This window comes from Mycobacterium sp. FW102-FHT13B02 (assembly GCF_058790275.1).
Map to the genome: position 1 here is coordinate 74,350 of NZ_JBYTCM010000009.1, position 23,269 is coordinate 97,618.

The 23,269-nt window shown below is 66.8% G+C and carries 24 protein-coding genes; 10 read left to right on the forward strand and 14 right to left on the reverse strand.

Features of this window, described 5'->3' with window-relative positions; translation table 11 throughout:
• The first annotated feature begins 34 nt into the window (after positions 1 to 34).
• Entirely contained in the window at positions 35 to 1,060 is a 1,026-nt protein-coding gene (yhjD, locus tag AC3WTE_RS17265) for an inner membrane protein YhjD (RefSeq protein WP_492439336.1), read from the forward strand.
• 7 nt (positions 1,061 to 1,067) lie between these two features.
• Here the strand turns inward: yhjD and AC3WTE_RS17270 are convergent, their stop codons facing one another.
• Together AC3WTE_RS17270 and AC3WTE_RS17275 are read right to left on the reverse strand one after the other, a co-directional pair.
• A complete protein-coding gene (locus AC3WTE_RS17270) occupies positions 1,068 to 1,565 on the reverse strand; it encodes a hypothetical protein (protein ID WP_492439337.1) in 498 nt (165 codons plus the stop codon).
• Positions 1,565 to 2,017, reverse strand: a complete 453-nt coding sequence (locus AC3WTE_RS17275) for a DM13 domain-containing protein (RefSeq protein WP_492439339.1) — start codon at positions 2,015 to 2,017, stop codon at positions 1,565 to 1,567. Before AC3WTE_RS17275 ends, AC3WTE_RS17270 begins: the two co-directional genes overlap by 1 nt.
• A gap of 165 nt (positions 2,018 to 2,182) precedes the next feature.
• On the opposite strand from AC3WTE_RS17275, the gene AC3WTE_RS17280 reads away from it, so the two are divergent.
• From AC3WTE_RS17280 to AC3WTE_RS17300, 5 genes are all read left to right on the forward strand, one after another.
• Positions 2,183 to 2,893 carry a response regulator transcription factor gene (locus tag AC3WTE_RS17280; RefSeq protein ID WP_492439341.1) on the forward strand — a complete coding sequence of 237 codons (711 nt, stop codon included), beginning with the start codon at positions 2,183 to 2,185 and terminating at the stop codon, positions 2,891 to 2,893.
• Entirely contained in the window at positions 2,890 to 4,017 is a 1,128-nt protein-coding gene (locus AC3WTE_RS17285; protein WP_492439342.1) for a sensor histidine kinase, read from the forward strand. Before AC3WTE_RS17280 ends, AC3WTE_RS17285 begins: the two co-directional genes overlap by 4 nt.
• A gap of 103 nt (positions 4,018 to 4,120) precedes the next feature.
• Positions 4,121 to 4,921 carry a prolipoprotein diacylglyceryl transferase gene (locus AC3WTE_RS17290; RefSeq protein ID WP_492439344.1) on the forward strand — a complete coding sequence of 267 codons (801 nt, stop codon included), beginning with the start codon at positions 4,121 to 4,123 and terminating at the stop codon, positions 4,919 to 4,921.
• A complete protein-coding gene (locus AC3WTE_RS17295) occupies positions 4,902 to 5,339 on the forward strand; it encodes a hypothetical protein (protein ID WP_492439345.1) in 438 nt (145 codons plus the stop codon). Before AC3WTE_RS17290 ends, AC3WTE_RS17295 begins: the two co-directional genes overlap by 20 nt.
• On the forward strand, positions 5,336 to 6,901 hold the full coding sequence (locus tag AC3WTE_RS17300) for a radical SAM protein (protein WP_492439347.1): 1,566 nt from the start codon (positions 5,336 to 5,338) through the stop codon (positions 6,899 to 6,901). Before AC3WTE_RS17295 ends, AC3WTE_RS17300 begins: the two co-directional genes overlap by 4 nt.
• Here the strand turns inward: AC3WTE_RS17300 and nagA are convergent.
• From nagA to AC3WTE_RS17320, 4 genes are all read right to left on the reverse strand, one after another.
• A complete protein-coding gene (gene nagA / locus AC3WTE_RS17305) occupies positions 6,898 to 8,058 on the reverse strand; it encodes an N-acetylglucosamine-6-phosphate deacetylase (protein WP_492439349.1) in 1,161 nt (386 codons plus the stop codon). The two genes, AC3WTE_RS17300 and nagA, sit on opposite strands and share 4 nt — an antisense overlap.
• Positions 8,059 to 8,071: 13 nt before the next feature.
• Positions 8,072 to 9,319, reverse strand: coding sequence for a D-alanyl-D-alanine carboxypeptidase family protein (locus AC3WTE_RS17310; RefSeq protein ID WP_492439351.1), 1,248 nt, complete (start codon positions 9,317 to 9,319; stop codon positions 8,072 to 8,074).
• 162 nt (positions 9,320 to 9,481) lie between these two features.
• Positions 9,482 to 10,471 (reverse strand): SMP-30/gluconolactonase/LRE family protein, encoded by a 990-nt coding sequence (locus tag AC3WTE_RS17315; RefSeq protein WP_492439353.1) that lies wholly within the window; start codon positions 10,469 to 10,471, stop codon positions 9,482 to 9,484.
• 50 nt (positions 10,472 to 10,521) lie between these two features.
• Positions 10,522 to 12,267 carry an APC family permease gene (locus tag AC3WTE_RS17320; protein WP_492439354.1) on the reverse strand — a complete coding sequence of 582 codons (1,746 nt, stop codon included), beginning with the start codon at positions 12,265 to 12,267 and terminating at the stop codon, positions 10,522 to 10,524.
• A gap of 82 nt (positions 12,268 to 12,349) precedes the next feature.
• On the opposite strand from AC3WTE_RS17320, the gene AC3WTE_RS17325 reads away from it, so the two are divergent.
• Positions 12,350 to 13,255 (forward strand): sigma-70 family RNA polymerase sigma factor, encoded by a 906-nt coding sequence (locus AC3WTE_RS17325; protein ID WP_492439356.1) that lies wholly within the window; start codon positions 12,350 to 12,352, stop codon positions 13,253 to 13,255.
• Between the two features lie 55 nt (positions 13,256 to 13,310).
• On the opposite strand, the gene AC3WTE_RS17330 is transcribed toward AC3WTE_RS17325, so the two are convergent.
• Entirely contained in the window at positions 13,311 to 14,135 is an 825-nt protein-coding gene (locus tag AC3WTE_RS17330; protein WP_492439357.1) for a phosphatidylethanolamine N-methyltransferase family domain-containing protein, read from the reverse strand.
• 97 nt (positions 14,136 to 14,232) lie between these two features.
• Complete coding sequence (locus AC3WTE_RS17335; protein WP_492439359.1) at positions 14,233 to 14,820, reverse strand: carboxymuconolactone decarboxylase family protein; 588 nt, start codon at positions 14,818 to 14,820, stop codon at positions 14,233 to 14,235.
• Between the two features lie 75 nt (positions 14,821 to 14,895).
• On the opposite strand from AC3WTE_RS17335, the gene AC3WTE_RS17340 reads away from it, so the two are divergent.
• A complete protein-coding gene (locus AC3WTE_RS17340) occupies positions 14,896 to 15,630 on the forward strand; it encodes a TetR/AcrR family transcriptional regulator (RefSeq protein WP_492439360.1) in 735 nt (244 codons plus the stop codon).
• On the opposite strand, the gene AC3WTE_RS17345 is transcribed toward AC3WTE_RS17340, so the two are convergent.
• Positions 15,606 to 17,036 (reverse strand): FAD-dependent oxidoreductase, encoded by a 1,431-nt coding sequence (locus AC3WTE_RS17345; RefSeq protein ID WP_492439362.1) that lies wholly within the window; start codon positions 17,034 to 17,036, stop codon positions 15,606 to 15,608. The two genes, AC3WTE_RS17340 and AC3WTE_RS17345, sit on opposite strands and share 25 nt — an antisense overlap.
• Positions 17,036 to 18,028 (reverse strand): AurF N-oxygenase family protein, encoded by a 993-nt coding sequence (locus AC3WTE_RS17350; protein ID WP_492439363.1) that lies wholly within the window; start codon positions 18,026 to 18,028, stop codon positions 17,036 to 17,038. The genes AC3WTE_RS17345 and AC3WTE_RS17350 overlap by 1 nt, the downstream gene beginning before the upstream one ends.
• Before the next feature lie 178 nt (positions 18,029 to 18,206).
• On the opposite strand from AC3WTE_RS17350, the gene AC3WTE_RS17355 reads away from it, so the two are divergent.
• The gene (locus AC3WTE_RS17355; protein WP_492439365.1) at positions 18,207 to 19,028 is read left to right on the forward strand and encodes a hypothetical protein; all 822 of its coding nucleotides are present in this window, start codon (positions 18,207 to 18,209) and stop codon (positions 19,026 to 19,028) included.
• A 61-nt stretch (positions 19,029 to 19,089) separates the two neighbouring features.
• On the opposite strand, the gene AC3WTE_RS17360 is transcribed toward AC3WTE_RS17355, so the two are convergent.
• The 4 genes from AC3WTE_RS17360 to sdhC are packed head-to-tail and all read right to left on the reverse strand — an operon-like array spanning position 19,090 to position 22,579.
• Complete coding sequence (locus tag AC3WTE_RS17360) at positions 19,090 to 19,866, reverse strand: succinate dehydrogenase iron-sulfur subunit (protein ID WP_492439366.1); 777 nt, start codon at positions 19,864 to 19,866, stop codon at positions 19,090 to 19,092.
• A 1-nt stretch (position 19,867) separates the two neighbouring features.
• Positions 19,868 to 21,622: a succinate dehydrogenase flavoprotein subunit gene (gene sdhA / locus AC3WTE_RS17365; RefSeq protein ID WP_492439367.1), complete on the reverse strand. Its 1,755-nt coding sequence runs from the start codon at positions 21,620 to 21,622 to the stop codon at positions 19,868 to 19,870.
• 40 nt (positions 21,623 to 21,662) lie between these two features.
• Complete coding sequence (locus tag AC3WTE_RS17370) at positions 21,663 to 22,082, reverse strand: succinate dehydrogenase hydrophobic membrane anchor subunit (RefSeq protein WP_459370453.1); 420 nt, start codon at positions 22,080 to 22,082, stop codon at positions 21,663 to 21,665.
• A gap of 59 nt (positions 22,083 to 22,141) precedes the next feature.
• A complete protein-coding gene (gene sdhC, locus AC3WTE_RS17375) occupies positions 22,142 to 22,579 on the reverse strand; it encodes a succinate dehydrogenase, cytochrome b556 subunit (protein ID WP_138231865.1) in 438 nt (145 codons plus the stop codon).
• Positions 22,580 to 22,804: 225 nt separating this feature from the next.
• Here sdhC and AC3WTE_RS17380 point away from each other — a divergent pair, with 225 nt between their 5' ends.
• The gene (locus tag AC3WTE_RS17380; protein ID WP_492439369.1) at positions 22,805 to 23,200 is read left to right on the forward strand and encodes a cytidine deaminase; all 396 of its coding nucleotides are present in this window, start codon (positions 22,805 to 22,807) and stop codon (positions 23,198 to 23,200) included.
• Positions 23,201 to 23,269 lie beyond the last annotated feature (69 nt).

Here is a 23,269-nt window from a genome sequence, read left to right on the forward strand (position 1 = left end):
TAGGCTTTCCGGCGAACAAGGGGGTTTGCCGAAGATGACCGACTCGGACCAGCCGGGCCAGCTCGACCGACTGCGTCAGCGGCATCCATGGCTGGATCGGATCATGCGGGCCCAGGACCGCTACCAGGACTGCAACGGCGACTTCTACGCCGCCGGCATCACCTACTTCACGGTGTTCGCGCTGTTCCCGCTGCTCATGGTGGGTTTTGCGGTGGGTGGTTTCGTGCTGGCCTCCCACCCGGACATGCTGGTCGAACTCGAGACGCACATCCGGTCAGCGGTCGCGGGCGACTTCGGCAATCAGCTGGTCGGGTTGATGGACTCGGCGGTCAAATCGCGCACCTCGGTCGGTGTCATCGGTCTGGCGACCGCGGCCTGGGCCGGCCTGGGCTGGATGGCCAACCTGCGCAAAGCCCTGACCGAGATGTGGGAACAGCCGAGCGAACCCGACGGCTGGGCGCGCACCAAGCTGTCCGACCTGCTCGCGCTGGTCTCGGCGTTCGTGGCCATCGTCGTCACGATCGGTCTGACCGCGCTGGGCGACACCGGGTTGATGACGACGGTGCTGCACTGGTTCGGTGTCGGCCATGTACCGGGTCTCAATGCGCTGCTGCGGGTGGCGTCGATCGCGGTGTCGTTCGCCGTGGCGTGGCTGATGTTCACCTGGATCATCGCCCGGCTCCCGCGTGAGAAGGTCAGCCTGCACAGCTCGGCCCGCGCCGCGTTGATCGCGGCCGTGGGCTTCGAACTCTTCAAGCAGGTGGCTTCGATCTACCTGCGGACCGTCATGCACGGACCGGCCGGTGCGACGTTCGGTCCCGTGCTGGGTCTCATGGTGTTCGCCTACATCACGTCCCGCCTGGTCCTGTTCTCGACGGCGTGGGCGGCCACGGCGCGGGACACCATGGCGCTGGCGCCGGTAGCGCCACCGGGGCCGACCACGATCGTCACCCGCTACCGGGAGCGAGACGGGGTCGATGCGAGCAGCGTCGCCGTCGGCGCGGCCGTGGGCGTACTTGGTGGAATCGGGCTTTCGCGGTTGTTCCGGCGCTCGCGTTAGCTTTCGCCTAATTCGCCTTTCCTGCCGCCGATCGCCGGCGCACAACCTCGACGACCGACCAGCGGTCTGAATAGGCATGTCCGGCAACCACACCCACGCTCAATACCGCCATGACGGGATATTGCGCGATGAGCTGGTCCGAACTCCAATACACCGCAAGCAGTCCCGCCGAGACGACGGCGGCCGGCATGCTCACGATCCCGAGGACCAGGACCAGCCCCAAGGCCACCTCGGTCAGCGGCGTCATGATTCCGGCGAGGTGCGCCGTCGGCCGCAGCAGGTGCTCGGCCACGAAGCGAAAGTATTCCGGCACACGCGAGTTCGCCGATGCTCCGTCGGCAACGAGCAAGATGTCGGCACTCCCGAAGTGGGCCCGCAGCTTGACGTAGCCCTCGTGGAGCCACAGCAGTCCGAGCCCGACCCGGACCGCGCCGAAGAGTATCGACGCGGCCAGGCCGGCGCGGTCGCGCGGGGTCACGGCGCGGGTGGTCATCAGATCAGACATCACATGAGTGAGGCAGCGCCGAAGACTGCCTTCGCCTTGTCGCAGTTGATGACGACGGTCGTGTATCCGGCGGTGTCGATGCCGGACAACGGGAATGACTGCATCGCCTCGTCGGACTTGATGGCGGAGATCTGCTTGCCGGCCGCGACGTCCGACTCAGTGGACCCCTTGGCCAGATAGACGTGCAGGTCCGGGCCCGCGTCCGAGGAGAAGTTGGTGAACTCCAGGTTTGCGCCGGTCAGCTTCGCCGAGCCGGCCACATGCTTGCCATTGAGACCGCTGAACTCGCCCATACGCGTCATGGCGCTTGGGCTCATGGCAGCGGAAGTCATGGCGGAGGACATCGCGGACGTGGAGCCCGTGGACGACTTCGACATCTCGTTCGCGCCGCACCCGGTGAGCGTCAGGGCGAACGCCGCAGCAGCTGCCGCTGCGATCGGCTTGATGACCATGTGGATCTCCTTCGACTGTGGTGGGGTGCCGGTCACCCCGTCGCAGATGAAGTTAGGAGGCGGCCCCGCCAGGTTCGACAAACATTTCAGAACCGTAAGAACCGAACTGGCACCGCGGCGGCTGTCTAGGCTCAGCAGTATGAGAGGTGCGATGTGGATGCGCCCGTGACTTCCGACGACGGCGGCGGAGCGCACGTCGTGTTGGTCGAAGACGACCGGCGGGTGCGTACTGCGGTGGCGGCGTACCTGCGTGCCAAGGGCTTTCGGATCGATGAGTACGCCGACGGGGAAACCGCGCGCGACGCCGTACAGCGTTCGACTCCTGATGTGCTGGTCCTCGATCGCATGTTGCCCGGGCTGTCCGGTGACGACCTGCTGCGCGAGGTCCGCAGCCGCTCGGATGTTCCGGTGATCATGCTCACCGCACTCGGGGCGAGCGGGCACCGCATCGACGGCCTCGAACTCGGCGCCGACGATTACCTGGCCAAACCGTTCGCGCTCCGCGAGCTGCAACTGCGTATTTCGAAGCTGTTGCGGCACAGGGTGTCCCAGCAGTCGCCGTTGGCGCCGTTCGTGGTCGGCAGATTCCGTATCGATCCGACGATGCGCCGGATCGCCTGCGGCAGAACCGATGTCGAACTGACCGGACGCGAATACGAGCTCTTGCTTTTCCTGCTCAAGAACCCGGACCGGGTGATCTCCCGCGACGAGATGCTGCGCGAGGTATGGGGCTGGAGCGCCGGCGACGCGTCGACGGTGACGGTGCACATCCGGCGGCTGCGCGAGAAACTCGAAACCGACCCTCGTGACCCCGTCTACCTGCGCACGGAATGGGGCACCGGGTACCGGTTCACGCCGTCGGGGAAGTCGTCATGATCCTGAGCGCCGCGGACCTCGCCGTCATCGCGGTAACGGCGCTGATCTGCACGTCGGTGGCGGCGGGTGCGGCGGCCGTCGTCATGCAGCTGAACCGGCGGGGTTCGATCGGCACCCAGGTGTCGGTGCTGATCTGCGCGACCATCGTCGCCATCGTCGCGTCCACCGTGGCCATTTCGGTCGAGATGTACCTGTCGTCTCATGACCTGCAGGTGCTGTTGTCGGTCATCGTCATCTCGGCGCTGATGGCCGCGCTGGCGGCATCGTTCATGCTGCGCCGGCTGCGTCGGTCACTGGCCCGGCTGCAACGTGCCGCGCAACAGATCGGCAGCGGCGAGATCGTCACCGCGGACGTCGAGAGCTCCAGGGAATTCGCCGACCTGTCGAGCCAGCTCGCACAGTCGTCGGCTCAGTTGGCTGCCGCGCGTGCGGAAGTCGAGCAGCTCGACCAGTCCCGCCGCCAGCTGGTCGCCTGGGTTTCGCATGATCTGCGGACACCGCTGGCCGGCATGCGCGCGATGGCCGAGGCGCTCGAGGAAGGCGTGGTCGACGACCCGGCCGAATACATCCGGCAAATCCGGGATCAGGTGGATGCGGTCAACGGCATGGTCGACGGGTTGTTCGAGTTGTCCAAGATCCAGAGCGGGATGCTGAAACTCAGCAAGGAGCCGGTGGTGCTGCTGGATCTCGTGTCCGACGTCGTGTCCGACATGCGGGCGCTCGCGGCGACCCGTGGCATCACCATCACCCACGCGGAAATGACCGACCAGGTGCTGCACGCCGACGCCGGCGAGCTTTCCCGCGTGATAGCGAATCTGCTGGTCAACAGCATTCGAAATGCGCCGGAGAACTCTGAGATACAGGTCTCGGCGCACCGGCTCGACGACGACCGGGTGGTGCTCACGGTGCTGGACCAGGGCCCCGGCGTGCAGTCGCAGGACCTCGGCCGGATGTTCGACATGGGCTGGCGCGGTTCGGCAGCCCGCACGCCGGAGGACGGCGGAGCGGGCGCCGGCATCGGTCTTGCCATCGTGCGGGGCATCGTCGAGGCGCACGGCGGGCAGGTCTGCGCCGCCCACGTGCCCGGCGGATTCCGGCTGGACGTGACACTGCCGACGGCGTGACGGTCACGTGCTCCGTGGTCCCGCGGCCGGCACCCGTGGACCGAGATGAGAACGTTCGCGGGATCACCGTGCACTGACCGTTTCGGCCGGTACGTTGGCCACTGTGATCCCGCAGTGGCAGATCGGGCCGGTCCAGGTGCCGGTGCACGGTGTGTTCGTGGGCCTGGGCGTGCTGGCCGCGGTGATCGTGTTCGTCCACGAAGCGCGCCGCCGCGGCGCGGTGAACGAACAGTCGCTGGTCGCTGTCACCGGTGCGCTGGTGGGCGGGGCGATCGGGATGCGTGCGTCGGGTTTGGCACGCCATCTGGATTTCAGTGCCAACCCGACCCTCGCGCAGGCGTGGGAATACGGCTCCAAGAGCATCCTGGGCGGCCTGTTCGGCGCCTACCTCGGTGTCTTGATCGCGAAGCGACTCGGGGGGTATCGGGTTAAGACCGGCGACCTGTTCGCGCCGGCGGTCGCGTTGGGAATGGCGGTCGGCAGGATCGGGTGCCTGCTGACAGAGGCGCCCGGACGTCCGACGACGCTGCCATGGGGCGTGCACGCGGCGGCGAGCACCCCCGAGTGCCCGGGATGCGTGGCCGGGCTGGCCATGCACCCGTCCTTCGCCTACGAAATCGTGTTCCAGCTGGCGGCTTTCGGCGTGCTCATGTGGTTGCGGCCCCGCATCACGCATCCCGGTGAGTTGTTCGTCATCTACGTCGCGGCCTACGCGGTGTTCCGGTTCTGCGTGGAGTTCGTGCGTGCGAACGAGACGGTGTGGCTGGATCTGACCCGCCCACAATGGGTGCTGCTGCCATCAATGGGGCTGCTGGCTCTTCGGGTCTGGCGCGGCTATCGCCATGGCTACTACCGGATTTCGTCTGCAGACAGGGAGGCCGCGCATGTCCCAGCCGCCGGGTGAGCATCCCGACGATCAGCCCGAAAACGGCATGCCGCCGGGGCAGCATCCGCAGTACCCCCAGTACCCGCAATATCCCCAATATCCGCCGCAGTACCCCCAATACCCGCAGTACGTTTATCCGCCGCCCAACCCCAATGCGGTATCGGTCGGCGCAGTCATCGGCGGAGTTTTCCTCTTCCCGGTGCTGAACATCGTCGTCGGCTTCATCACGGTGATGGTCGCCGACCAGCAAAAGGTGCTGCTGGCGTTCGGTGCCGCGCTGCTGGCACTCATCGCCTTCGGGGGCGGCTTCACGTTGTGGAAGTCCGGTAACCCCGTGCCCAAGGGGCTCGGTCTCGGCTTGATGATCGGCTGGGCGCTCACCTCGATCCTCACCGTCGGCTACTGCACCGGCCTGAACCCCGCAATGTACACATGACGTCCGGCATGGGCCTGCGCGGCGACCGCATACTGCGTTACGTGACGGCGTACTGTCCGCACTGCCATCACGACGCGCCGGAACGGCCGCTGACGGACGTGGCGCGCCTGGCCGGCCGGCTCGTCGACCGCGGCGGCCGGGTGTGGCTGGAGCGGGGCTGCCCGGCGCACGGGCTGGTGCGCACGCTCTACGACGAGAGCCCTGGGATTCTGTCCTATCTGGAGGAGTGGACCGCACCGACCAAGGCGCACATCCCCGATGTGGCAGGCAATTTCGATCCGATCCCGTCCGCCTATCTGCGTGGGCTTCCCGAGATGCAGACCCAGCACACGTGCATCCTGCTCGAGGACATCGCCGAGGTTTGCAATCTGCGGTGTCCCACCTGCTTCACCGATTCGTCACCCGATCTGCGCAACGTGGTGCCCGTGTCCGAGGTGCTCGCCAACGTCGACCAGCGACTGGCCCGGGAGAACGGGCGGCTGGACGTGCTGATGATCTCGGGCGGGGAACCGACCCTGCATCCCGACCTGGCGAAACTGCTGGATGAACTCATCAGGCGGCCCATCACGCGAATTCTGGTCAACACCAACGGTATCCGGCTCGCGACCGACGACGTCTTGCTCGAGCTGCTCAGCACCCACCGGCACCGGGTCGAGGTGTATCTGCAGTACGACGGATTGTCCGAGACCGCCCACCGGCATCACCGCGGCGGCGACCTGCGCAGGCTGAAACAGCAGGTTTTGCAGCGACTTTCGGAACACCAGATCTTCACGACGCTGGTGATGGCTGCCGCGCTGGGCGTCAACGACGATGAGATCGGCGACATGGTGCAGCTGGCACTCGACACTCCGTACGTCGGTGGCATCACCATCCAGCCGCAGTTCGGCTCGGGGCGCTCGGGCAGTCTGGACACGCTCGACCGGCTGACCCACACCGGGGTGCTGAGCAGGCTGGGCCCGCAGACCGATGGCTTGGTGACGTGGCGCGACCTCACCGCGCTGCCATGCTCGCATCCGCACTGCTGCTCGGTCGGCTATCTGATCCGCGATGATTCCGGGCAGTGGCGGTCGCTGGTGTCGCTGATGGGCCACGACGTGCTCAAGGACCGACTCGGCCTGGTGTCCAACAGGATCGCTGACCGCGAGCTGCCGCAGGAACTACAGCTGGCGGTGCGGGAATCGCTGCTCGGCCTGCTCTCCGAGCAGTCCTCGCTGTCGCACCCCGGGATCGGCGATGTCTGGCGCACCATCTGCCAGAACTGCGATCTGGGCATGCCGACCCTGCTGGCCCTTGCCTCGTCGGCCCTGCCCGGTGGCAAGAGCCGGGTGCGGAAGCTGTTGGGGGAGCGCGTGGTCCGCATCACCGTCAAACCGTTCATGGACATCTCGACCATGATCGAAGAGCGGCTGGTGCAGTGCTGCGTGCACGTCGGCACCCGGTCGAGCCAGGATCAGTGCGCGCCGTTCTGTGCGGTCCAGGCATGGCCGGCGCTGGGGCGCCAGCGGTTGTCCATCGCCGCGGGCCGCGATGCGGGAAAGGCATTGCCGCTCACGGTGATCTAGTCGCGGCTCGCCGCCCACACGCCACGCCGCACCACCGCACGGACCTGAAGCTTGCGGTCCAGCACCACCAGATCAGCAGACATGCCCGGCCGCAGCGTGCCGGCCTCGTCGAACCCCAGCGTGCGCGCCGGCGTGGTCGCGGTCATCGCTACCGCGTGCCGCAACGCGGCATCCGAGGCGGACTCCAAACCTGTTGCCGCCGTGCGGAACAGCGCGTCCATGGTCGCGGTACTGCCGGCAATGGTGGTTCGCTCGCGCAGCCGCGCCACCGAGCCGGTGACCTCGACGTCGAGCCCGCCCAGTTGGTACGTCCCGTCCGGCATGCCGGCTGCCGCCATCGCATCGGTGATCAGTGCGACGCGGTCCGAGCCCGCGGTGACCGCCACCTGATGGACGAGCGCCGGGTGCAGATGCACGCCGTCGGCGATGAGCTCCACCGTCACCCGGGCGTCTTCCAGCAACGCCAGCGCCGGGCCCGGATCGCGGTGGTGCAACGGACGCATTCCGTTGAACACGTGCGTGCCGACGGTGGCGCCGAGTTGCAGAGCCCGCTTGGTCTCCTCGTAGCTGGCGTCGGTATGGCCAACGGCCACAATGACTCCCGCGTCGACGAACCGTTCTATCGCGACATCGGCGCCGGGCAGCTCCGGGGCGATGGTCACCATCGCGATGGCGCCGTCGGCCGCGGCGAGCACGGAGTCGATCTCCGCGGGATCGGGATCTCGCAGCTGCGTCACGTCGTGCGCCCCGCAGCGTACGGAGCTGAGCCACGGGCCCTCGAGGTGGATTCCCGCGACGACGCCGTCTTGCGTGGCGTCGGCCAGGGCACGGACCTGGGACAGCAGGACTTCCGGCGCCGCGGTGACCAGGCTGGCCAGCGTGGTGGTGGTGCCATGGCCGCGGTGAAATTCGGCGGCCCGCGCGATCTCGTCGGGATCGTCAGTGCTGTAGGAGGATCCGCCGCCACCGTGCACGTGCATGTCCACGAAGCCCGGCACCACGACCCCGTCCGGAAATTCGACGTCGACAGTGCGGGGCGGGGCACCGCTGCCGCACGCTGCGATGCGGTCGCCACTGATCTCCAGCCAGCCGGGCCGGGACACAGCGTCGAGCGCTGAGCCTCCGATAACAACGGTCCCGGCCGAGATGAGCGTCATCGCTCGTCAGTCTCTACCGATTGGAGTGCTGTGGGCGTCGATTGATCGAACGGGCGGCCATCATCAGCGAGAGCACGATCGCGGCCCCGACCACGCCGACGCCGACGCGGATCGGCAAGGCGTCCACCGACGGTAGCGCGTCCATGGCCTGGGCGGCCGCGGGATGCTTCGCGTCGGGTTTGTGCTGGTTGAGCGACGGGTCCGGCTCGATGAGCTTGCCGACCTTGGTGCCGGGCGGGGTGGCGAATCCGTAGTCCAGCAGGCGTGCCGCCTGCTCCCATGGGGCGATCGGCACCCGGGTGCCGTGCAGCAGGATCGCGACCAGTCGGCGACCGTCGTGATCAGCAGCGCCGACGAACGTCTGCCCGGCGTCGTCGGTGTACCCGGTCTTGCCGCCGAGTGCGCCCGGGTAGTTGTAGAGCAGCTTGTTGTCGTTCTCGAGCTCGTAACTCGGGTGGTCACCGGGTTCGCCCGGCTTGGCCGGATGTCCGGGGAAGTCGTACTTCTGCGTCGCGACAATCGAGGCGAATGTGGGGTTCTGCCAGGCGTAGCGGTAGAACAGACCCAGGTCGTAGGCCGAGGTGCTCATGCCGGGACCGTCGAGGCCCGACGGGGTGGCCGCCCGGGTGTCGCGGCCGCCGAGCTTGGCGGCCAGGTCGTTGATCTTGGTGAGCGCGGTGTCCATGCCGCCGACCTGCATCGCCAGCGCGTGCGCCGCGTCGTTGCCGGAGTGCATGAGCAGCCCGTGTAGCAGGTCGTTGACGGTGTAGATGCCGCCGTCGTCGACGCCGACGCGGGTGCCCTCGGCCGCCGCATCTTCCGGAGTACCGGTGACGCGCTTGTTGACGGGCAGTTCACGCAGGGCCTGGGTCGCGATCAGCACCTTGATGATGCTGGCCGGGCGGTGCCGGCCGTGCGGGTCCTTCGCGGCAATGATGTCGCCGCTGTCCAGGTCGGCGAGGATCCAGGCGTCAGCCGAGACGTCGCCGGGCAGCGGCGGCGTGTCGGGCGCGGCGACGACGCCGCAGCTGCCCATCAGGTCGCCGCCGAGCGGCGTGGCCGGCACCGGGATGGGGGCCGGTGGGTCACCGGCCTTCGGCACCTCGGACTGGTCGACCGCGGGCGGTGTGGTGACCCGGTACGGGCAGGGATCAGCGGCCGGCGGGTCGGGTTCGGCGTAGGCCAGCGCCGGTGCGGCCGTCAGGAAAAACGCTGCTGCCAGGGCTGCAGCGCGTTGTGCCGTGGATCGGGTGGTCGCCATGGTGTCGCCAGATTAGGCGACGGCAAACCGGTTTCCAGGTTGCCGCGCTGTGACAAATGGGGTTGATGTTGCGTGAGTGATTTCACGGCCCGGCGTCGAGCGTGGGGGGTGGCGCGATTTTCGGGCCGGTTTTCCTCGTTTTCCCGCACGCTCGGCCGCGGTTCAGGGCAGCGCGCAGTGGGCCAGTGCCGGGACCCCGATAGAGCTCATCCACAACCGGCCGCCGTGCTCGACGACCCCGGTGACCTGACCGAACTGCCGGTGCCGCATGCGGACCCCGGCGACCGCGGCGCCGCTGTCGGGATCGAAGGCGACGGCCCACACCTCCAACGGCATCTGCGGTTGCAGTGCCTCCGGCAGCCGCCACACCAGCTGCCGCAGGATCGTCGGCCGCGGTGCCAGCCACTCCGCGGCGGCATTGATCGGGGCGACGAACGCGACCCAGATCCGGCCGTCGGCGCCCGTCGAGATGTTGTCGGGCATGCCGGGCAGGTTGACCGCGAGTGGGGTGACGGTCCCGGCCTGCGGTCCGGACAGCCAGTACTTCGACAGCCGGCGGCCCTGTGTCTCGGCGAACACCAGCGCCGTGCCGTCCGCGGTGACGGTGACGCCATTGGCGAAGTACAGGCCGTCGCGCAGCGTGCTCACTGTGCCGTCGGTCGCCAGCTTGTACAGGCCGCCGTCCCCGCGCGCCTCGAGGATGGCCGCGCGGAAATGCTCATAGTGGAACGAGCTGGTGGACTCGGTGAAATAGATTGCGCCGTCGTCGGTTTCCGTCACATTCGAGCAGAACCGAAGGGGCCGGCCATCGATGTCGGGGACCAGGACCTCCAGGGCACCGGTGCCGGGGTCCAGGGACAGCAGCCCGCGGTAGCTGTCGCAGACCAGGAGCCGTCCGTCCCGTGCCGCGTGCAGCCCGAGCGGACGGCCGCCGGTGTCGGCCACGACATCCGTACTGCCGTCGGGCGAGACCCGCACGATCCGCCCGTCGACCAGGCCCGTCCACAGCGCGCCGTCGGCGCCGACCACCACGTCCTCGGGGGCATCGCCCGGCATCGGCACGATGGTGAGCTCGGCGGACGGAAAATCGGGGAGGGCGTCGACCGGCGGCGGGGTCCAGCGCGCCGGATTGATGGACGGCTTGTTCGACACGGGTAGACGTTAACTTTCTCCGCGCGAGCAGACGTGAAAACCTCAAAATGTCATTGATTTTCGGTGTTTTCACGCGTGCTTGCTGGTCGGCGGCGGCGGAATTCCTCGCCCGTGGCCGTGTCCACCGCAACCTCACCCGGTGGTAGGTTCGACAGGTCGGGCGCGATGACCGTCGGCATGTCGCCGGAGTCGGGCAGCCCGAAATGGGCCGGACCGGAATGCACAGAGGCCGGCGTCTCCAGCACCAGATCATGCCGCCGCGGCAGCGTCAGCCCACGGAAGTAGTCCGGCTGCGCGACGCGCCAGGCGAACATCAGCACCACCCCGAGCAGCAGCCCGGCGACACCGACCACGCCCACCGCGCCGAAGCCGAAAATGGTGACGTCATGATGGTTTTGATCCTTGAGCCAGTCGGGCTTGCTGTACTCGATCAGACCGTATCCGAACACCACCGACAGTGTGATGCCGCCGAGCAGTGGCAGCAGGCCCCGCATCATGAAGTCACGGGCGTTGCGGGTCAACGTCTTTCGGTAGAACCACGTGCAGGCAAATCCGGTCAGTGCATAGTAGAACGCGATCATCAGGCCGACCGAACCGATGAGGGCCGTCAACAGGTCGGCGCTGATCGCGGTGAACACCACGTAGCACAGCACCGACACCACGCCCATCACGATGGTCGAGGTGGTGGGCGTCAGGTACTGCCGATGAATCTTCGCGAAACTCTTTGGCAGCGCGCGGTATACGCCCATCGAAAGGGTGGTGCGCGCGGTCGGCATGATGGTGGTCTGCGTCGAGGCGGCGGCAGAGGTCAAGATCGATGCCGACAGCAGCAGCATGCCGATCTTGCCGATCACGCTGTCGCCGAACAACGATGGCCCGATTGCCGTGAACACGTCCTTGGCGTTTTCCTGGTTGCCCAACCCGATGCCCGCGGTGCCCACACCGGCGAACGCGATGGTCGAGACCGTGACCAGCGCATAGGTGGCGAGCAGCAGGAACGTCGAGATGACGGCGGCCCGGCCCGGGGTGCGGCCCGGGTCGTCGGACTCCTCATTGCACGCCACCGCGGTGTCCCAGCCCCAGTAGATGAAGATGGTGGCCAGCACCGCCGGGGCGATCACCGTGCCGAAATCCATTCCGCCGGGCCAGAACCAGGACCACGACGGCATGATCGAGTACGCGTGGCCGTGGTGCGTGTACACCTTCACCAGCGCGACGACCGACACCACGACCAGCACGACGACCTCGACGGTCAGCAACACGTACTGCAGCCGGGCCGACACCTCGATGCCTCGGTAACAGATGTAGGTCATGAGGACGATCCAGATGACGCCCGCCACCGTCGACCACAGGGTGCTGCCGGCCAGTGCCGCGGCCGAATGCCAGCCCAGGTCCCCGGCGAACGTGAACGAGTACGACCCGGCGATCTGCGCCAGATTCGCCATCACGATGACGTCGGAGGCGATGATGCCCCAGCCGCCGAGCCAGCCGACCACGGGCCCGAATGCCCTTGCGGCCCAGGTGAATGTGGTGCCGCAGTCCGGCTCGGCCTTGTTCAGCTCCTGATAGGCGATGGCGATCAGGTACATCGGCACGAACGAGATGAGCATGATGGCAGGCGCTTTCACCCCGGCGAGCAGCGTGCCGCCGGCGGCGATGACCAGGCCGAGTGTCGCGGCCAGGCTGTATGCGGGCGCCGTGGACGCCAGCCCGACCACCACGCTGGACACCAGACCGAGGGCGCCCCGCTTGAGGCCTTTGTCCCGGGCGACGATGTCTGGCGTTGTCGTAGTCATCTGCTCCCTGCTCATCCCGGTCGATTGCCGATGAGATGCTACGGGCCTTCGCCCTGGCACACTTCAGTCGTAGGTTGGTGTGGTGACCACTGCGCAGGACACCGACCAGTTCGAGCGGCTGCGCCCGCACCTGCTGTCGGTCGCGTACCGGCTGACCGGCGTGTACGCCGACGCCGAGGACATCGTGCAGGACGCCTGGTTGCGCTGGCATGGCGCAGATGTCGACGCCATCGCCGAACCGCGCGCCTGGCTGACCACCGTCGTCAGCCGTCTGGGCCTGGACCGGCTGCGGTCCGCCGCGCACCGACGGGAGGCGTATTTCGGTGAGTGGCTGCCCGAGCCGGTGGTGACGAGATTCGACGCCGCCGATCCGTTGGCTGCCGTGGTGGCGGGGGAGGATGCTCGCTTCGCCGCGATGGTGGTGCTGGAGCGGCTGACGCCCGATCAGCGAGTGGCCTTCGTGCTGCACGACGGTTTCGCGGTGCCGTTCTCCGAGATCGCATCGGTGCTGGGCGTGACGGACGCCGGCGCGCGTCAACTCGCGTCACGCGCTCGGCGCGCGGTCGCCGCGGCCGCCGCACCGCCGCCGGACGCCGGGCACAACGAAGCCGTCGGCAAGCTGATGGCCGCACTGGCTGCTGGCGATATGGCAGCGGTCGTCGAACTACTGCACCCCGAAGCCACGTTCACCGGCGACTCCAACCGTCGGGCCCCGACCGCGCCCCGCACCATCGTCGGCGCGGACAAGGTGGCGCGGTTCCTGTTCGGCTTGGCCAGACGCTATGGACCGCAATGGCTTTCGACGTCCCAGCTGGCGCTGATCAACGGCGAGCTCGGCGCCTACACCCCAGGCCTGCCCGCCGACGGCGGCCACCCGGAGATGCTGCCCCGCGTCACCGCGATGACCGTGCGCGACGGCAAGGTCGTCGCGCTGTGGGACATCGCGAACCCGGACAAGTTCACGGCGTCGCCGCTGAAGTCTGATTAGCGGCTCGCCGCTGAAGTCTGATTAGCGGCTCGCCGCTGGAGTCTGACTAGTCGTCTCACAGGACGTAAGGAATCAACGCTTTTCGGTCGGTGGGGTACTCGGGGAACTTCTCCTGATACCAGCTGTGGGTGGCCAGCGCCCGGGGAATCAGATTGCCCGCGGTGATCAACAGGATGACGACGCCGGGGAGCGCCCAGGTCAGGAGCGCGAAGCCGGACCACGCGATGAGCTCGCCCAGGTACGCCGGGCTGGTGACGAACCGGAAGCCGCCGCCGTACGGGATGCGGTATTCGGAGGATGAGCCGCTTGCGCGAAGTCCAGAGGCCGATGCGCCCGGGCTGCCTTTTTCCCGCAGGTTCCGCACGATCGATTCGGAGTTGATCAGCAGTGTGAATCCGCACAGGTAGACCACCAGGCCCACCAGGAATCGGGGGTCGGTCAGCCATGCGGTGGTGTACTGCCCGAAGAAGTCGTGGCTGAACAAGGTCCCGTTGAGATAGCCGTGCATCGACGTGACGAGCATGCCCATCACGATGACCGACACATTGAAGGTGCCACGCTTACCCGGCACCTGGCGGATCGCGAGCGGAAAGAACCAACCCCGGTTGGCGTAGTGCAGCATCCAGATCCCGGCGAGCACCAGCGATGTCGGCTCGAATCGGTGCGGCCCGGCCAGGTAGCAGATCAGGAACACCACGGTCGCCGGGAGCTCCATCAGCCACCAGCCGAGCTTCGGGTTGAGGTTCAAGCCGAGTTTCGTTGTCGAGAACCGCCCGTACGAACTCTGCGCGAAGAAGCCGCCGATGATCACGAAGGCCGCGAACGCGAAGGCCGCGGTCAGCACCGTGTCATAGAACGTGCTGCCGGTGTACCAGTGCATGGGCGCTCCTCGCTGAACAGGCGGTTTCAGCGACGGCGGCCGCTATTTCTGTAACGTGTTCTACCATCTGGCCGGGCCGCGGAGCCAGCGCGCCTTGCTACTGCGTTGGTGTCTCCCAAGGCACCCGGCACGCGTCGCCCGAGCTGAAGCCCTGCTCGGTGATCCCGAGCGCGGCGTACATACGGGACCGCATGTTCTCCACCCCGATCTGGTACGTCAGCTCGATGACACCCGCCTCGCCGAACCGGCGCTTGAGGTCGTCGACCTGTTCGTCGGTCACGGTGTGGGGATCGGTGGTCATCGCGTCGGCGTACGCGATGGCGGCCCGCTCGTCGTCGGTGAACAGTGGCGAGGTCGCATAGGCGTCGATGTGCTTGAGCCGCTCCACATCCAGGCTCTCGAGGCGCATCAGCATGGTGCCGAAGTCGACGCACCAGGAACAGCCGACCGTGCGGGCGGTCCAGAACACGGCGAGGTCGCGGACCGCGCCGGGCAGCGTCTTCGAGCCGCTCTTCAGCAGGCCCTCGTGCACGGCGTTGGCGACCAGCAGCCGGGGGTGGTGCGCCGCGACCGCGAACGGTTCGGGCACCTCGCCGAACTCACGCTTGGCGTAGCGGTACATGAGCCGGGTCAGCAGGCCGGCACGTTGCGGGGGCAGGGGCGCGATGCGTGGTGTTGTCGTCATATCGGTTGGACGAGACAGCGCGGCGACGTGTGACGGCGCGTGGCGTGCGTCACGGCAGCGGCTACGGTAGAGCCCATGTCTGTGGCCTCGAACCCTGCCTCGGTGAGTGGTTACGAGGCGCGGTGGGAGCAGCACAACGCCGAGCGCCGGTCCCAGATCCTGCTCGCGATGATCGACCTGCTGGAGGAGAGCCCGGCCGGCGCCGACATCTCCGTCGCGGCCATCGCCAAGCGGGCCGGCGTCGCCAAGTCGGTGATCTACCGGCAGACCTCGGGCAAGGAGGAGCTCGAACGCCGGGTGCGTTCGTACCTGATCGACGACTTCGGGTCGGTTCTGGTCGGCAAGCTCGACATCACCGACGGCTCACTGCGAGAGATCCTGACCCGGACCATCGAAGCGGTCGCGGACTGGATGATCGACCATCCGCGGCTGAACGAGTTCGCGCGCAACGGCCCGTCGTTCGAGGGCGACGAAACGCTCGACGCCGTGGGCGAATTGAAGCTCCGCATCATCGAACGCGCGGACGGCATCATCGCCGCCATCCAGTTGGCCATCGGCGTCGAGGACAGCGCGTTCAAACTGGTTCCGCTGGCGATCGTGACCATGGTCGAGGAGACGCTGTTCGCGTGGGTGCGCAGCCCGGCGCCGACGCACACCCGCGAAGAGATGATCGCGCACCTGGCCGACTTCACCTGGTACGTCATCGACGGCGCCGCGCGGGCGATCGGTTTCGAGGTGAGCCGCGACGAACCGCTCGTTGCCGTGGTCGCCGCGCTGGCGAACCGTCAGGCCAACAACCCCGCGTTGTAGTCGGCCACCAGAGCGCGCACGGTTTCCTGCGCGCAGGACTTGTTGGTGCCGATGAATCCCGTCGGGCCGCGCTTGATCCAGCCGGTCACGTAGGTGGCGACAACGCCGTCGACCCGGCCTTCGTTGTGCGGCACGGTTCCGCGCGCGTCGTCGAACGGCAGGCCCGCGACGGGCCGTCCCCGGTATCCGATGGACGTCAGCACGAGTCCGGCAGAGACGCTGTGCACGTCCCCGGTCGGCTTCACCTTGGCGGTGCCGTCGGGCGCGGCCACGAGTTCGTTGCGGGCGAATTCGATTTCCAGTCCGGCCGCGGTGCGTGCAATGGCGGTGGGCGACTGCAAGTACTCCAGCACGATCCGGCGGTTGCCGGGCCGTCGCGGCAGATCGCGCAGCATGCGGGCGCGCGGATCGGTATCCGGCAGGGACGCCAGGTCCTGTGGAGAGACGACGACGTCGACGTCGGGCATGGACGTCAGGCCGACAAGCTCCGGCACGGTGAATGCCGACTGCGCGATCCCTCGCCGGCCGACGACGAAAACTTCCTCGATCTGGCTCTGCTGCAAGGCTTTCAACGCGTATGGCGCGATGTCGGTGGCGGCCAGCCGGTCGGGATCGGTGGTGAGGATCCGGGCGACGTCGAGCGCGACATTGCCGTTGCCGACAATGACCACGCGCTGGCCCGATAAGTCGAAGGCGGCGTCGGCGAAATCGGGATGGCCGTTGTACCACGCCACGAACCGGGTGGCCGAGCTGACGCCCGGTAGCCCGGCGCCGGGGACGTCGAGCGGGCGGTCGGTGGACGCGCCCACGGCGTAGATGACCGCGTCGTGATCGGCGAGCAGCTGCTGATGGGTGATGTCGGCGCCCACCTCGACGCCGGTGACCAACTCCAGCCGAGGATCGGCGCAGATGGTGTTGAACTGCCGCGACATGCCTCGGGTGCGCCGGTGGTCGGGCGCGACGCCGAAGCGGGCGAGGCCGCCGCGTTGGGGGAGTCGCTCGTACATCCGGACCCGGGCTGCCGGGATGGTCAGCACTTCGTCGGCGGCGTACATGGCGGCGGGGCCGGAGCCGACGATGGCGACGTTGACGGTCCCGGGAGCGCGGACCTGCAGTGGCGGGACGACCGGCGCCAGCAGCGCCCGGGGTCGTGGTTCTTTGTAGAAATCAGCGTTGAGCTCGAGGAAGACCCTCTCGGTGGACTCCAGCGAACCGTCGTGCTTGATGGCGTCGACCGGACAGGCCGTCACGCACGCGCCGCAGTCGACGCACTCCACCGGGTCGATGTAGAGCATCTCGGCGGTGTGGAAGTCCGGCTCGTCGGGCGTGGGGTGAATGCAGTTGACCGGGCAGGCGTAGACGCAGGAGGCGTCGCTGCAGCAGGACTGCGTGATGACGTGGGGCATCAGGGAATCAGCTGTGCCTCGCGGTTGGGTGCACTGCGGTAGCGGGCCGTCTCACCGGCGATGCCACAGCGCTTCCACATCCAGCGCCCGACACGGTTCATCAGGCCGATCTCCTCGGCGAGCGCACGGGTCTCGTCGAAGAAGCTCGCCATGATCTTCCGCGACTGCGGGCTGCGCCAGAAAGCTTGCCGCATAACGTCTTCCGGGATATCGAACTGTTTGCCGAACGACTTCGACGATCCCATGATCTCGTGCGCCAGCCAGCGCAGCGTCAGCGGGAACGCGACGGTGGCGAAGGCCTTGAACCGCCACGACCGGTCGGGCATGTGGGTCTTGAGGAACTCGTTGGCCCACGAGATGTGCCGGGCTTCCTCGGCGATGTGGATCTGCATGGTGCGCAACACCGCCGGCGGCAGATTGGCGCCCTCGCGGATCATGCCCTTCTGGAAGTGGTCGATGGGCTCTTCGCCGGCGAGGATGCCGGCCATGAACGCCGTCGGCGAGTACTGCCCCACCAGGCCGATGTACGGCGACAGCTTGAAGAACAGCTTCCGCATGCCGGGCACGTCCGTCCCGGAGCGGTTGACGAGCTCCTGGAACATCTGGATGTGGTTGCACTCTTCGGTCATCTCGTGGAGCGCGTACCGGAACTCAGGGGAGTTGTTGGGCAGCTTCATGATGAAGGCCATCAGCCCGCGGATCAGGATGCTCTCGAACGCCGCACCCACTTTGACGGTGTTGAGCGTCCGCCACCGGCCGATCTCGATCTGCCGCTCGAGCGGCTGGCTCTGGTACCACTGGGTGGCGCCCAGCGGGTCGATGGTCGGGGACAGCACCCACCGCGGATCGCTCAGGTCGATCTGCATGTCGGGGGCATCCCACGCGATGTCGAGATAGGGATCGAAGCGGCGCCGTACCGAGCCCTCGGACAACACGTCCAACAGGTTCTGGTAGCTGGGCTCCACGGCATTGGGGATCGTCATGGGATCCAATTTACCGGGAACGTGGGTCCCAGTAAATACCTGTGCCGAACGTGAAGTAGATCGTGAGATTTCCGCAGATTCTCGCAATCGACTTCACGTTGGGCGGAATGTGGAACCAGTCGCATCACGCGAGAGTCCAATACACGTGGCGATGGATTGGCCCTTCCTGGGCTCAGAGGCACTTGCTGTGGGATTGGTCAGCCGGTACCGGCTGGATACCCGGCACGACATGATCCACCGTGATGTCTACGTCCCCCAGGGCGCGGTCATGACTCCCGTCGACAAAGCCGTCGCGGCCTGGCTGTGGTCAGGGCGGCGCGGTGTTGCCGCGGGTTTGTCTGCCGCTGCATTGCATGGCTCGAAGTGGATTGATGTCAGGGAGACTGCTGAAATCAATCACCCCAGCAGGTACAAAGCCGCGGGTGTGCTGCTGCACAGCGACCAGCTCGCCGAGGACGAGATCAGCCTGGTCCGCGAGATTCGGGCGACGACACCTGCCAGGACCGCTTTCGATCTGGGCCGACGTCGCGGGCTCACCGCGGCGGTTATCCGGATTGACGCGCTGCTGCAGGCAGGTGATCTGAAACTCGTTGAGGTACAAGCGCTTATCGATCGGCACCGGGGTGCACGTGGGCTGGTCCAATTGCGTCGGGTATTGGATCTCGCCGACTGTGGTGCGGAGTCGCCCCAGGAGACCCGCACGCGGCTGCTGCTCACCGATGCTGGAATGAGGCCGACTGACACTCAGATCGAGGTATTCGGCGAGTACGGGGAGTTGGTCGGGCGGATCGACATGGGTTGGCGGCGATGGAAGGTCGGCGTGCAGTACGACGGCATCCAACATTGGGAGGACCCGCGGCAGCGCGCCAAAGACATCGATCAGGACGTCGAGTACCGGGACCTCGGTTGGCGGATGGTTCGGGTTGGCGCCAACCTGCTGAACCACCGCCCACGCACCGTTATCGAGCGTGTCTGGGCGGCGCTGGACGCCGCAGGCTGCCCAACGTGAAGAAGATCGCGAGAATTTGGTGAATTCTCGCGATCTTCTTCACGTTGGAGCTAGAAAACCTCTAGCGGGCAAACATCAAGGCGCGCTTGACTTCCTGGATCGCCTTTGTCACCTGGATGCCGCGGGGGCAGGCCTCGGTGCAGTTGAAGGTGGTGCGGCAGCGCCACACCCCGTCGACCTCGTTGAGGATGTCCAGCCGCTCGGCGGCTGCCTCGTCACGCGAGTCGAAGATGAACCGGTGCGCGTTGACGATCGCGGCGGGGCCGAAGTACGAACCCTCGCTCCAGTACACCGGGCACGACGTGGTGCAGCAGGCGCACAGGATGCACTTGGTGGTGTCGTCGAAGCGGGCGCGGTCGGTCTGCGACTGGATGCGCTCACGGGTCGGGGGGTTACCCGAGGTGATGAGGAACGGCTTCACGGCGCGGTAGGCGTCGAAGAACGGCTCCATGTCCACCACCAGATCCTTCTCCACGGGCAGGCCGCGGATGGGTTCGATGGTGATGGTCAGGTCTTTGCCCGGCTTCTTCGGCAGCAGGTCACGCATGAGGACCTTGCAGGCCAGCCGGTTGACGCCGTTGATCCGCATGGCGTCCGAGCCACACACACCGTGCGCGCAGGACCGGCGGAACGTCAGCGTGCCGTCCAGGTAGCCCTTCACGTACAGCAGCAGGTTGAGCAACCGGTCGCTGGGGAGACAGGGCACGCGGAAGCTCTGGAAGCCGGCGGCATCCGGGTTCTCCGGGTTGAACCTGGCGATCTTCAGCGTGACCATGACGGCGCCGTCCGGCACCGGGGGCAGGGCCTGGTCGGTCCCTTTGTCCAGAACAGCAGTCATGTCAGTACTTCCGTTCCATCGGCTCGTACCGGGTCTGGACGACAGGCTTGTAGTCCAACCGGATATCGGACAGGAGGTCGGCGCCCTGCTTGTAGGCCATGGTGTGGCGCATGTAGTTGGTGTCGTCGCGGTCCGGGTAGTCCTCGCGGGCGTGGCCGCCACGCGATTCCTTGCGGTTCAGCGCACCCACCACGGTGACCTCGGCCAGCTCGAGCAGGAAGCCCAGCTCGATGGCCTCGAGCAGGTCGCTGTTGTAGCGCTTGCCCTTGTCGTGCACCGTGATTCGGCTGTACCGCTCCTTCAGTGCGTGGATGTCCGTCAGCGCCTGCTTGAGGGTCTCCTCGGTGCGGAACACCGCGGCGTTGTTGTCCATCGACTGCTGCAGCGCGGTGCGGATGTCGGCGACGCGCTCGTTGCCGTGGTCGGACAGGATGTCGCCGACCCAGCCCACGACCATGTCGGCCGGGTTGTCCGGCAGCTCGACGTAGTTGTGGTTCTGCGCGTATTCGGCGGCGGCGATACCGGCGCGACGGCCGAACACGTTGATGTCCAGCAGCGAGTTGGTGCCCAGGCGGTTGGCGCCGTGCACCGAGACGCAGGCACATTCACCGGCGGCGTACAGGCCCGGAACCACGTTGACGTTGTCGCGCAGCACCTGGCCGTTGATCGTGGTCGGGATACCGCCCATGACGTAGTGGCAGGTCGGGTACACCGGCACCAGTTCGGTGACGGGGTCGACGCCGAGGTAGGTGCGGGCGAACTCGGTGATGTCCGGAAGCTTGGCCTCCAGCACCTCCGCACCGAGGTGGCGCACGTCGATGTAGACGTAGTCCTTGTGCGGTCCGGCGCCGCGGCCCTCGAGGACCTCGAGCACCATGGAGCGGGCGACGATGTCGCGGGGCGCCAGGTCGACGATGGTGGGGGCGTAGCGCTCCATGAAGCGCTCGCCTTCGCCGTTGAGCAGACGTCCACCCTCACCACGCACGGCTTCCGAGATCAGGATGCCCAGGCCGGCCAGGCCTGTCGGGTGGAACTGGTGGAACTCCATGTCCTCCAAGGGAAGTCCCTTGCGGAAGATGATGCCCAGGCCGTCACCGGTGAGGGTGTGCGCGTTGGAGGTGGTCTTGTACATCCGGCCGCTACCGCCGGTGGCGAAGACGATGGCCTTGGCGTGGAAGATGTGGATGTCGCCGGTGGCCAGCTCGTAGGCGATGATGCCGGTCGCGACCGGGCCGCCGGAGGTCTCGGTGAGGACCACGTCGAGCGCGTAGAACTCGTTGAAGAACTGGACGTCGTGCTTGACGCAGTTTTGGTACAGCGTCTGCAGGATCATGTGGCCGGTGCGGTCGGCGGCGTAGCAGGCGCGGCGGACCGGAGCCTTGCCGTGGTCACGGGTGTGACCGCCGAAGCGACGCTGGTCGATGCGGCCCTCGGGCGTCCGGTTGAACGGCATGCCCATCTTCTCGAGGTCCAGCACCGCGTCGATGGCTTCCTTGCACATGACCTCGACGGCGTCCTGGTCAGCGAGGTAGTCGCCACCCTTGACGGTGTCGAAGGTGTGCCACTCCCAGTTGTCGTCCTCGACATTGGCGAGCGCGGCACACATGCCACCCTGGGCGGCACCGGTGTGCGAACGCGTCGGGTACAGCTTGGTCAGCACTGCGGTGCGCACGCGCGGGCCGGCTTCCACAGCCGCGCGCATACCTGCGCCACCGGCACCGACGATGACGACGTCGTAGCGATGTTCCTGAATCATGTCTTGTCCCTTTTTCCCGTCGCTTCGCTCGCCCGGCCGCTTATTTGATGTTGGCGTCGAAGGTGACGAGCACGTAGCTGCCCAGCACCAGGGTGAATCCGGTGGCCAGCAGCAGAATCGAGTTCAGCCAGAACTTGGTGGTGTTCTTGCGGGCGTAGTCACCGATGATGGTGCGCATGCCGTTGGCGCCGTGCACCAGCGCCAGCCACAGCAGGGCCATGTCCCAGATCTGCCAGAACGGCGAGGCCCAGCGTTGCGCGACGTAGTTGAAGTCGATTCGGTAGACGCCGTTCTGCCAGATCAGCCCGATGAACAGGTGGCCGAGGGCGAGCAGCACCAGGGCTGCGCCCGAGAAGCGCATGAACAGCCAGGCGTACTTCTCGAAGTACGGGATGCCACGGGGGCGGCGAGGAGCACGGGGATGGTCGAGGGCTGCGGGGCGGTCGTGCTCGCGCTCCATGATGGGGGCCGGACGGCCGCCGCGGCGCGCCTCAGCGGCGCCGGAATCGGTATGCGTGGTCACTTGAGCCACCCGTAGTGCTCAACCATGTGCATGCCCTCTACCCCAACTGCGGCGATGACGACCGCGATCCAGATGGCCAGGATGGTCCACAGCATGACCCGCTGGTACTTGGGTCCCTGCTGCCAGAAGTCGATCAAGATGACTCGCACGCCGTTGAGGGCGTGGTAGAGCACCGCCGCGACCAGGCCCATCTCCATGAACCCGATGATCGGCGTCTTGTAGGTGTTGATCACCTCGTTGTAGGCCTCGGGGCTGACCCGGACCAGCGCCGTGTCCAGAACATGGACCAGCAAGAAGAAGAAGATGGTGGCACCGGTGATGCGGTGTAGTACCCAGGACCACATGCCCGGGTCTCCGCGATACAGGGTCCGCCGCTTCTGCGGGGATGAACGCGGCGCGGGTATGGCGGAATCCGCGGCTGCCGCTGTACTCATTTCGACCTCCAACGCCATCGGTGGACGCATGACCCGGCAGCAACTTTTTCGCGTGCCGAGCCCAAACCTCGGGGCGACTCTAATCCCAATTTGCGCACAGTCAGAACTAGCGTGTGGGGGGAATGGCGAACCAGCGGCAGAAATTAGGTTTGCCTACGTTAACTTACTGGGTGGTCGGGTCGGGTCTCGACGTGGTGTCGGGGTGCTGGGAACGGGGTGTCGGTGATGTCGGAAATTGACTGGAAGTTATTGCGGGACAAGGCGATATCTGTCTCCAGCGGCGCTTATGCACCCTATTCGAAGTTCCCGGTGGGCGCCGCGGCGCTGGTTGACGACGGCCGAATCGTGGTGGGCTGCAATGTGGAAAATGTCTCATATGGCCTTGGCCTCTGCGCGGAGTGTGCTGTGGTCTGCGCCCTACATTCCAGCGGGGGTGGACGGCTGCTGGCGCTGGCGTGTGTGGATGGCTCCGGCGCGGTGCTGACGCCGTGCGGCCGCTGCCGGCAAGTGCTGCTCGAGCACGGTGGACCGGCCATGCTGATCGACCACGCCTCGGGTCCACGCCCCCTGGGCGAACTACTGCCCGACGCCTTTGGGCCGGATGACCTGAACCGCCGGTAACACCAAGCGGGGCAACACTTCTGATTACCGACCGGTAACCAGCTCGATGGGCCGACCCACGGCCCCGAC

Excerpts from the sequence above, each read along its gene's own strand:
- AC3WTE_RS17275 (WP_492439339.1), bottom strand. The coding sequence starts at position 2,017 with ATGGTCATCAAGCCGATCGCAGCGGCAGCTGCTGCGGCGTTCGCCCTG.
- AC3WTE_RS17370 (WP_459370453.1), bottom strand. The coding sequence starts at position 22,082 with ATGGAGCGCGAGCACGACCGCCCCGCAGCCCTCGACCATCCCCGTGCT.
- AC3WTE_RS17340 (WP_492439360.1), top strand. The coding sequence starts at position 14,896 with ATGTCTGTGGCCTCGAACCCTGCCTCGGTGAGTGGTTACGAGGCGCGG.
- AC3WTE_RS17345 (WP_492439362.1), bottom strand. The coding sequence starts at position 17,036 with ATGCCCCACGTCATCACGCAGTCCTGCTGCAGCGACGCCTCCTGCGTC.
- AC3WTE_RS17360 (WP_492439366.1), bottom strand. The coding sequence starts at position 19,866 with ATGACTGCTGTTCTGGACAAAGGGACCGACCAGGCCCTGCCCCCGGTG.
- AC3WTE_RS17380 (WP_492439369.1), top strand. The coding sequence starts at position 22,805 with ATGTCGGAAATTGACTGGAAGTTATTGCGGGACAAGGCGATATCTGTC.
- AC3WTE_RS17310 (WP_492439351.1), bottom strand. The coding sequence starts at position 9,319 with ATGGCGACCACCCGATCCACGGCACAACGCGCTGCAGCCCTGGCAGCA.
- AC3WTE_RS17295 (WP_492439345.1), top strand. The coding sequence starts at position 4,902 with ATGTCCCAGCCGCCGGGTGAGCATCCCGACGATCAGCCCGAAAACGGC.
- AC3WTE_RS17300 (WP_492439347.1), top strand. The coding sequence starts at position 5,336 with ATGACGTCCGGCATGGGCCTGCGCGGCGACCGCATACTGCGTTACGTG.
- sdhC (WP_138231865.1), bottom strand. The coding sequence starts at position 22,579 with ATGAGTACAGCGGCAGCCGCGGATTCCGCCATACCCGCGCCGCGTTCA.
- yhjD (WP_492439336.1), top strand. The coding sequence starts at position 35 with ATGACCGACTCGGACCAGCCGGGCCAGCTCGACCGACTGCGTCAGCGG.
- AC3WTE_RS17285 (WP_492439342.1), top strand. The coding sequence starts at position 2,890 with ATGATCCTGAGCGCCGCGGACCTCGCCGTCATCGCGGTAACGGCGCTG.
- AC3WTE_RS17270 (WP_492439337.1), bottom strand. The coding sequence starts at position 1,565 with ATGTCTGATCTGATGACCACCCGCGCCGTGACCCCGCGCGACCGCGCC.
- AC3WTE_RS17330 (WP_492439357.1), bottom strand. The coding sequence starts at position 14,135 with ATGCACTGGTACACCGGCAGCACGTTCTATGACACGGTGCTGACCGCG.
- nagA (WP_492439349.1), bottom strand. The coding sequence starts at position 8,058 with ATGACGCTCATCTCGGCCGGGACCGTTGTTATCGGAGGCTCAGCGCTC.
- sdhA (WP_492439367.1), bottom strand. The coding sequence starts at position 21,622 with ATGATTCAGGAACATCGCTACGACGTCGTCATCGTCGGTGCCGGTGGC.
- AC3WTE_RS17320 (WP_492439354.1), bottom strand. The coding sequence starts at position 12,267 with ATGACTACGACAACGCCAGACATCGTCGCCCGGGACAAAGGCCTCAAG.
- AC3WTE_RS17335 (WP_492439359.1), bottom strand. The coding sequence starts at position 14,820 with ATGACGACAACACCACGCATCGCGCCCCTGCCCCCGCAACGTGCCGGC.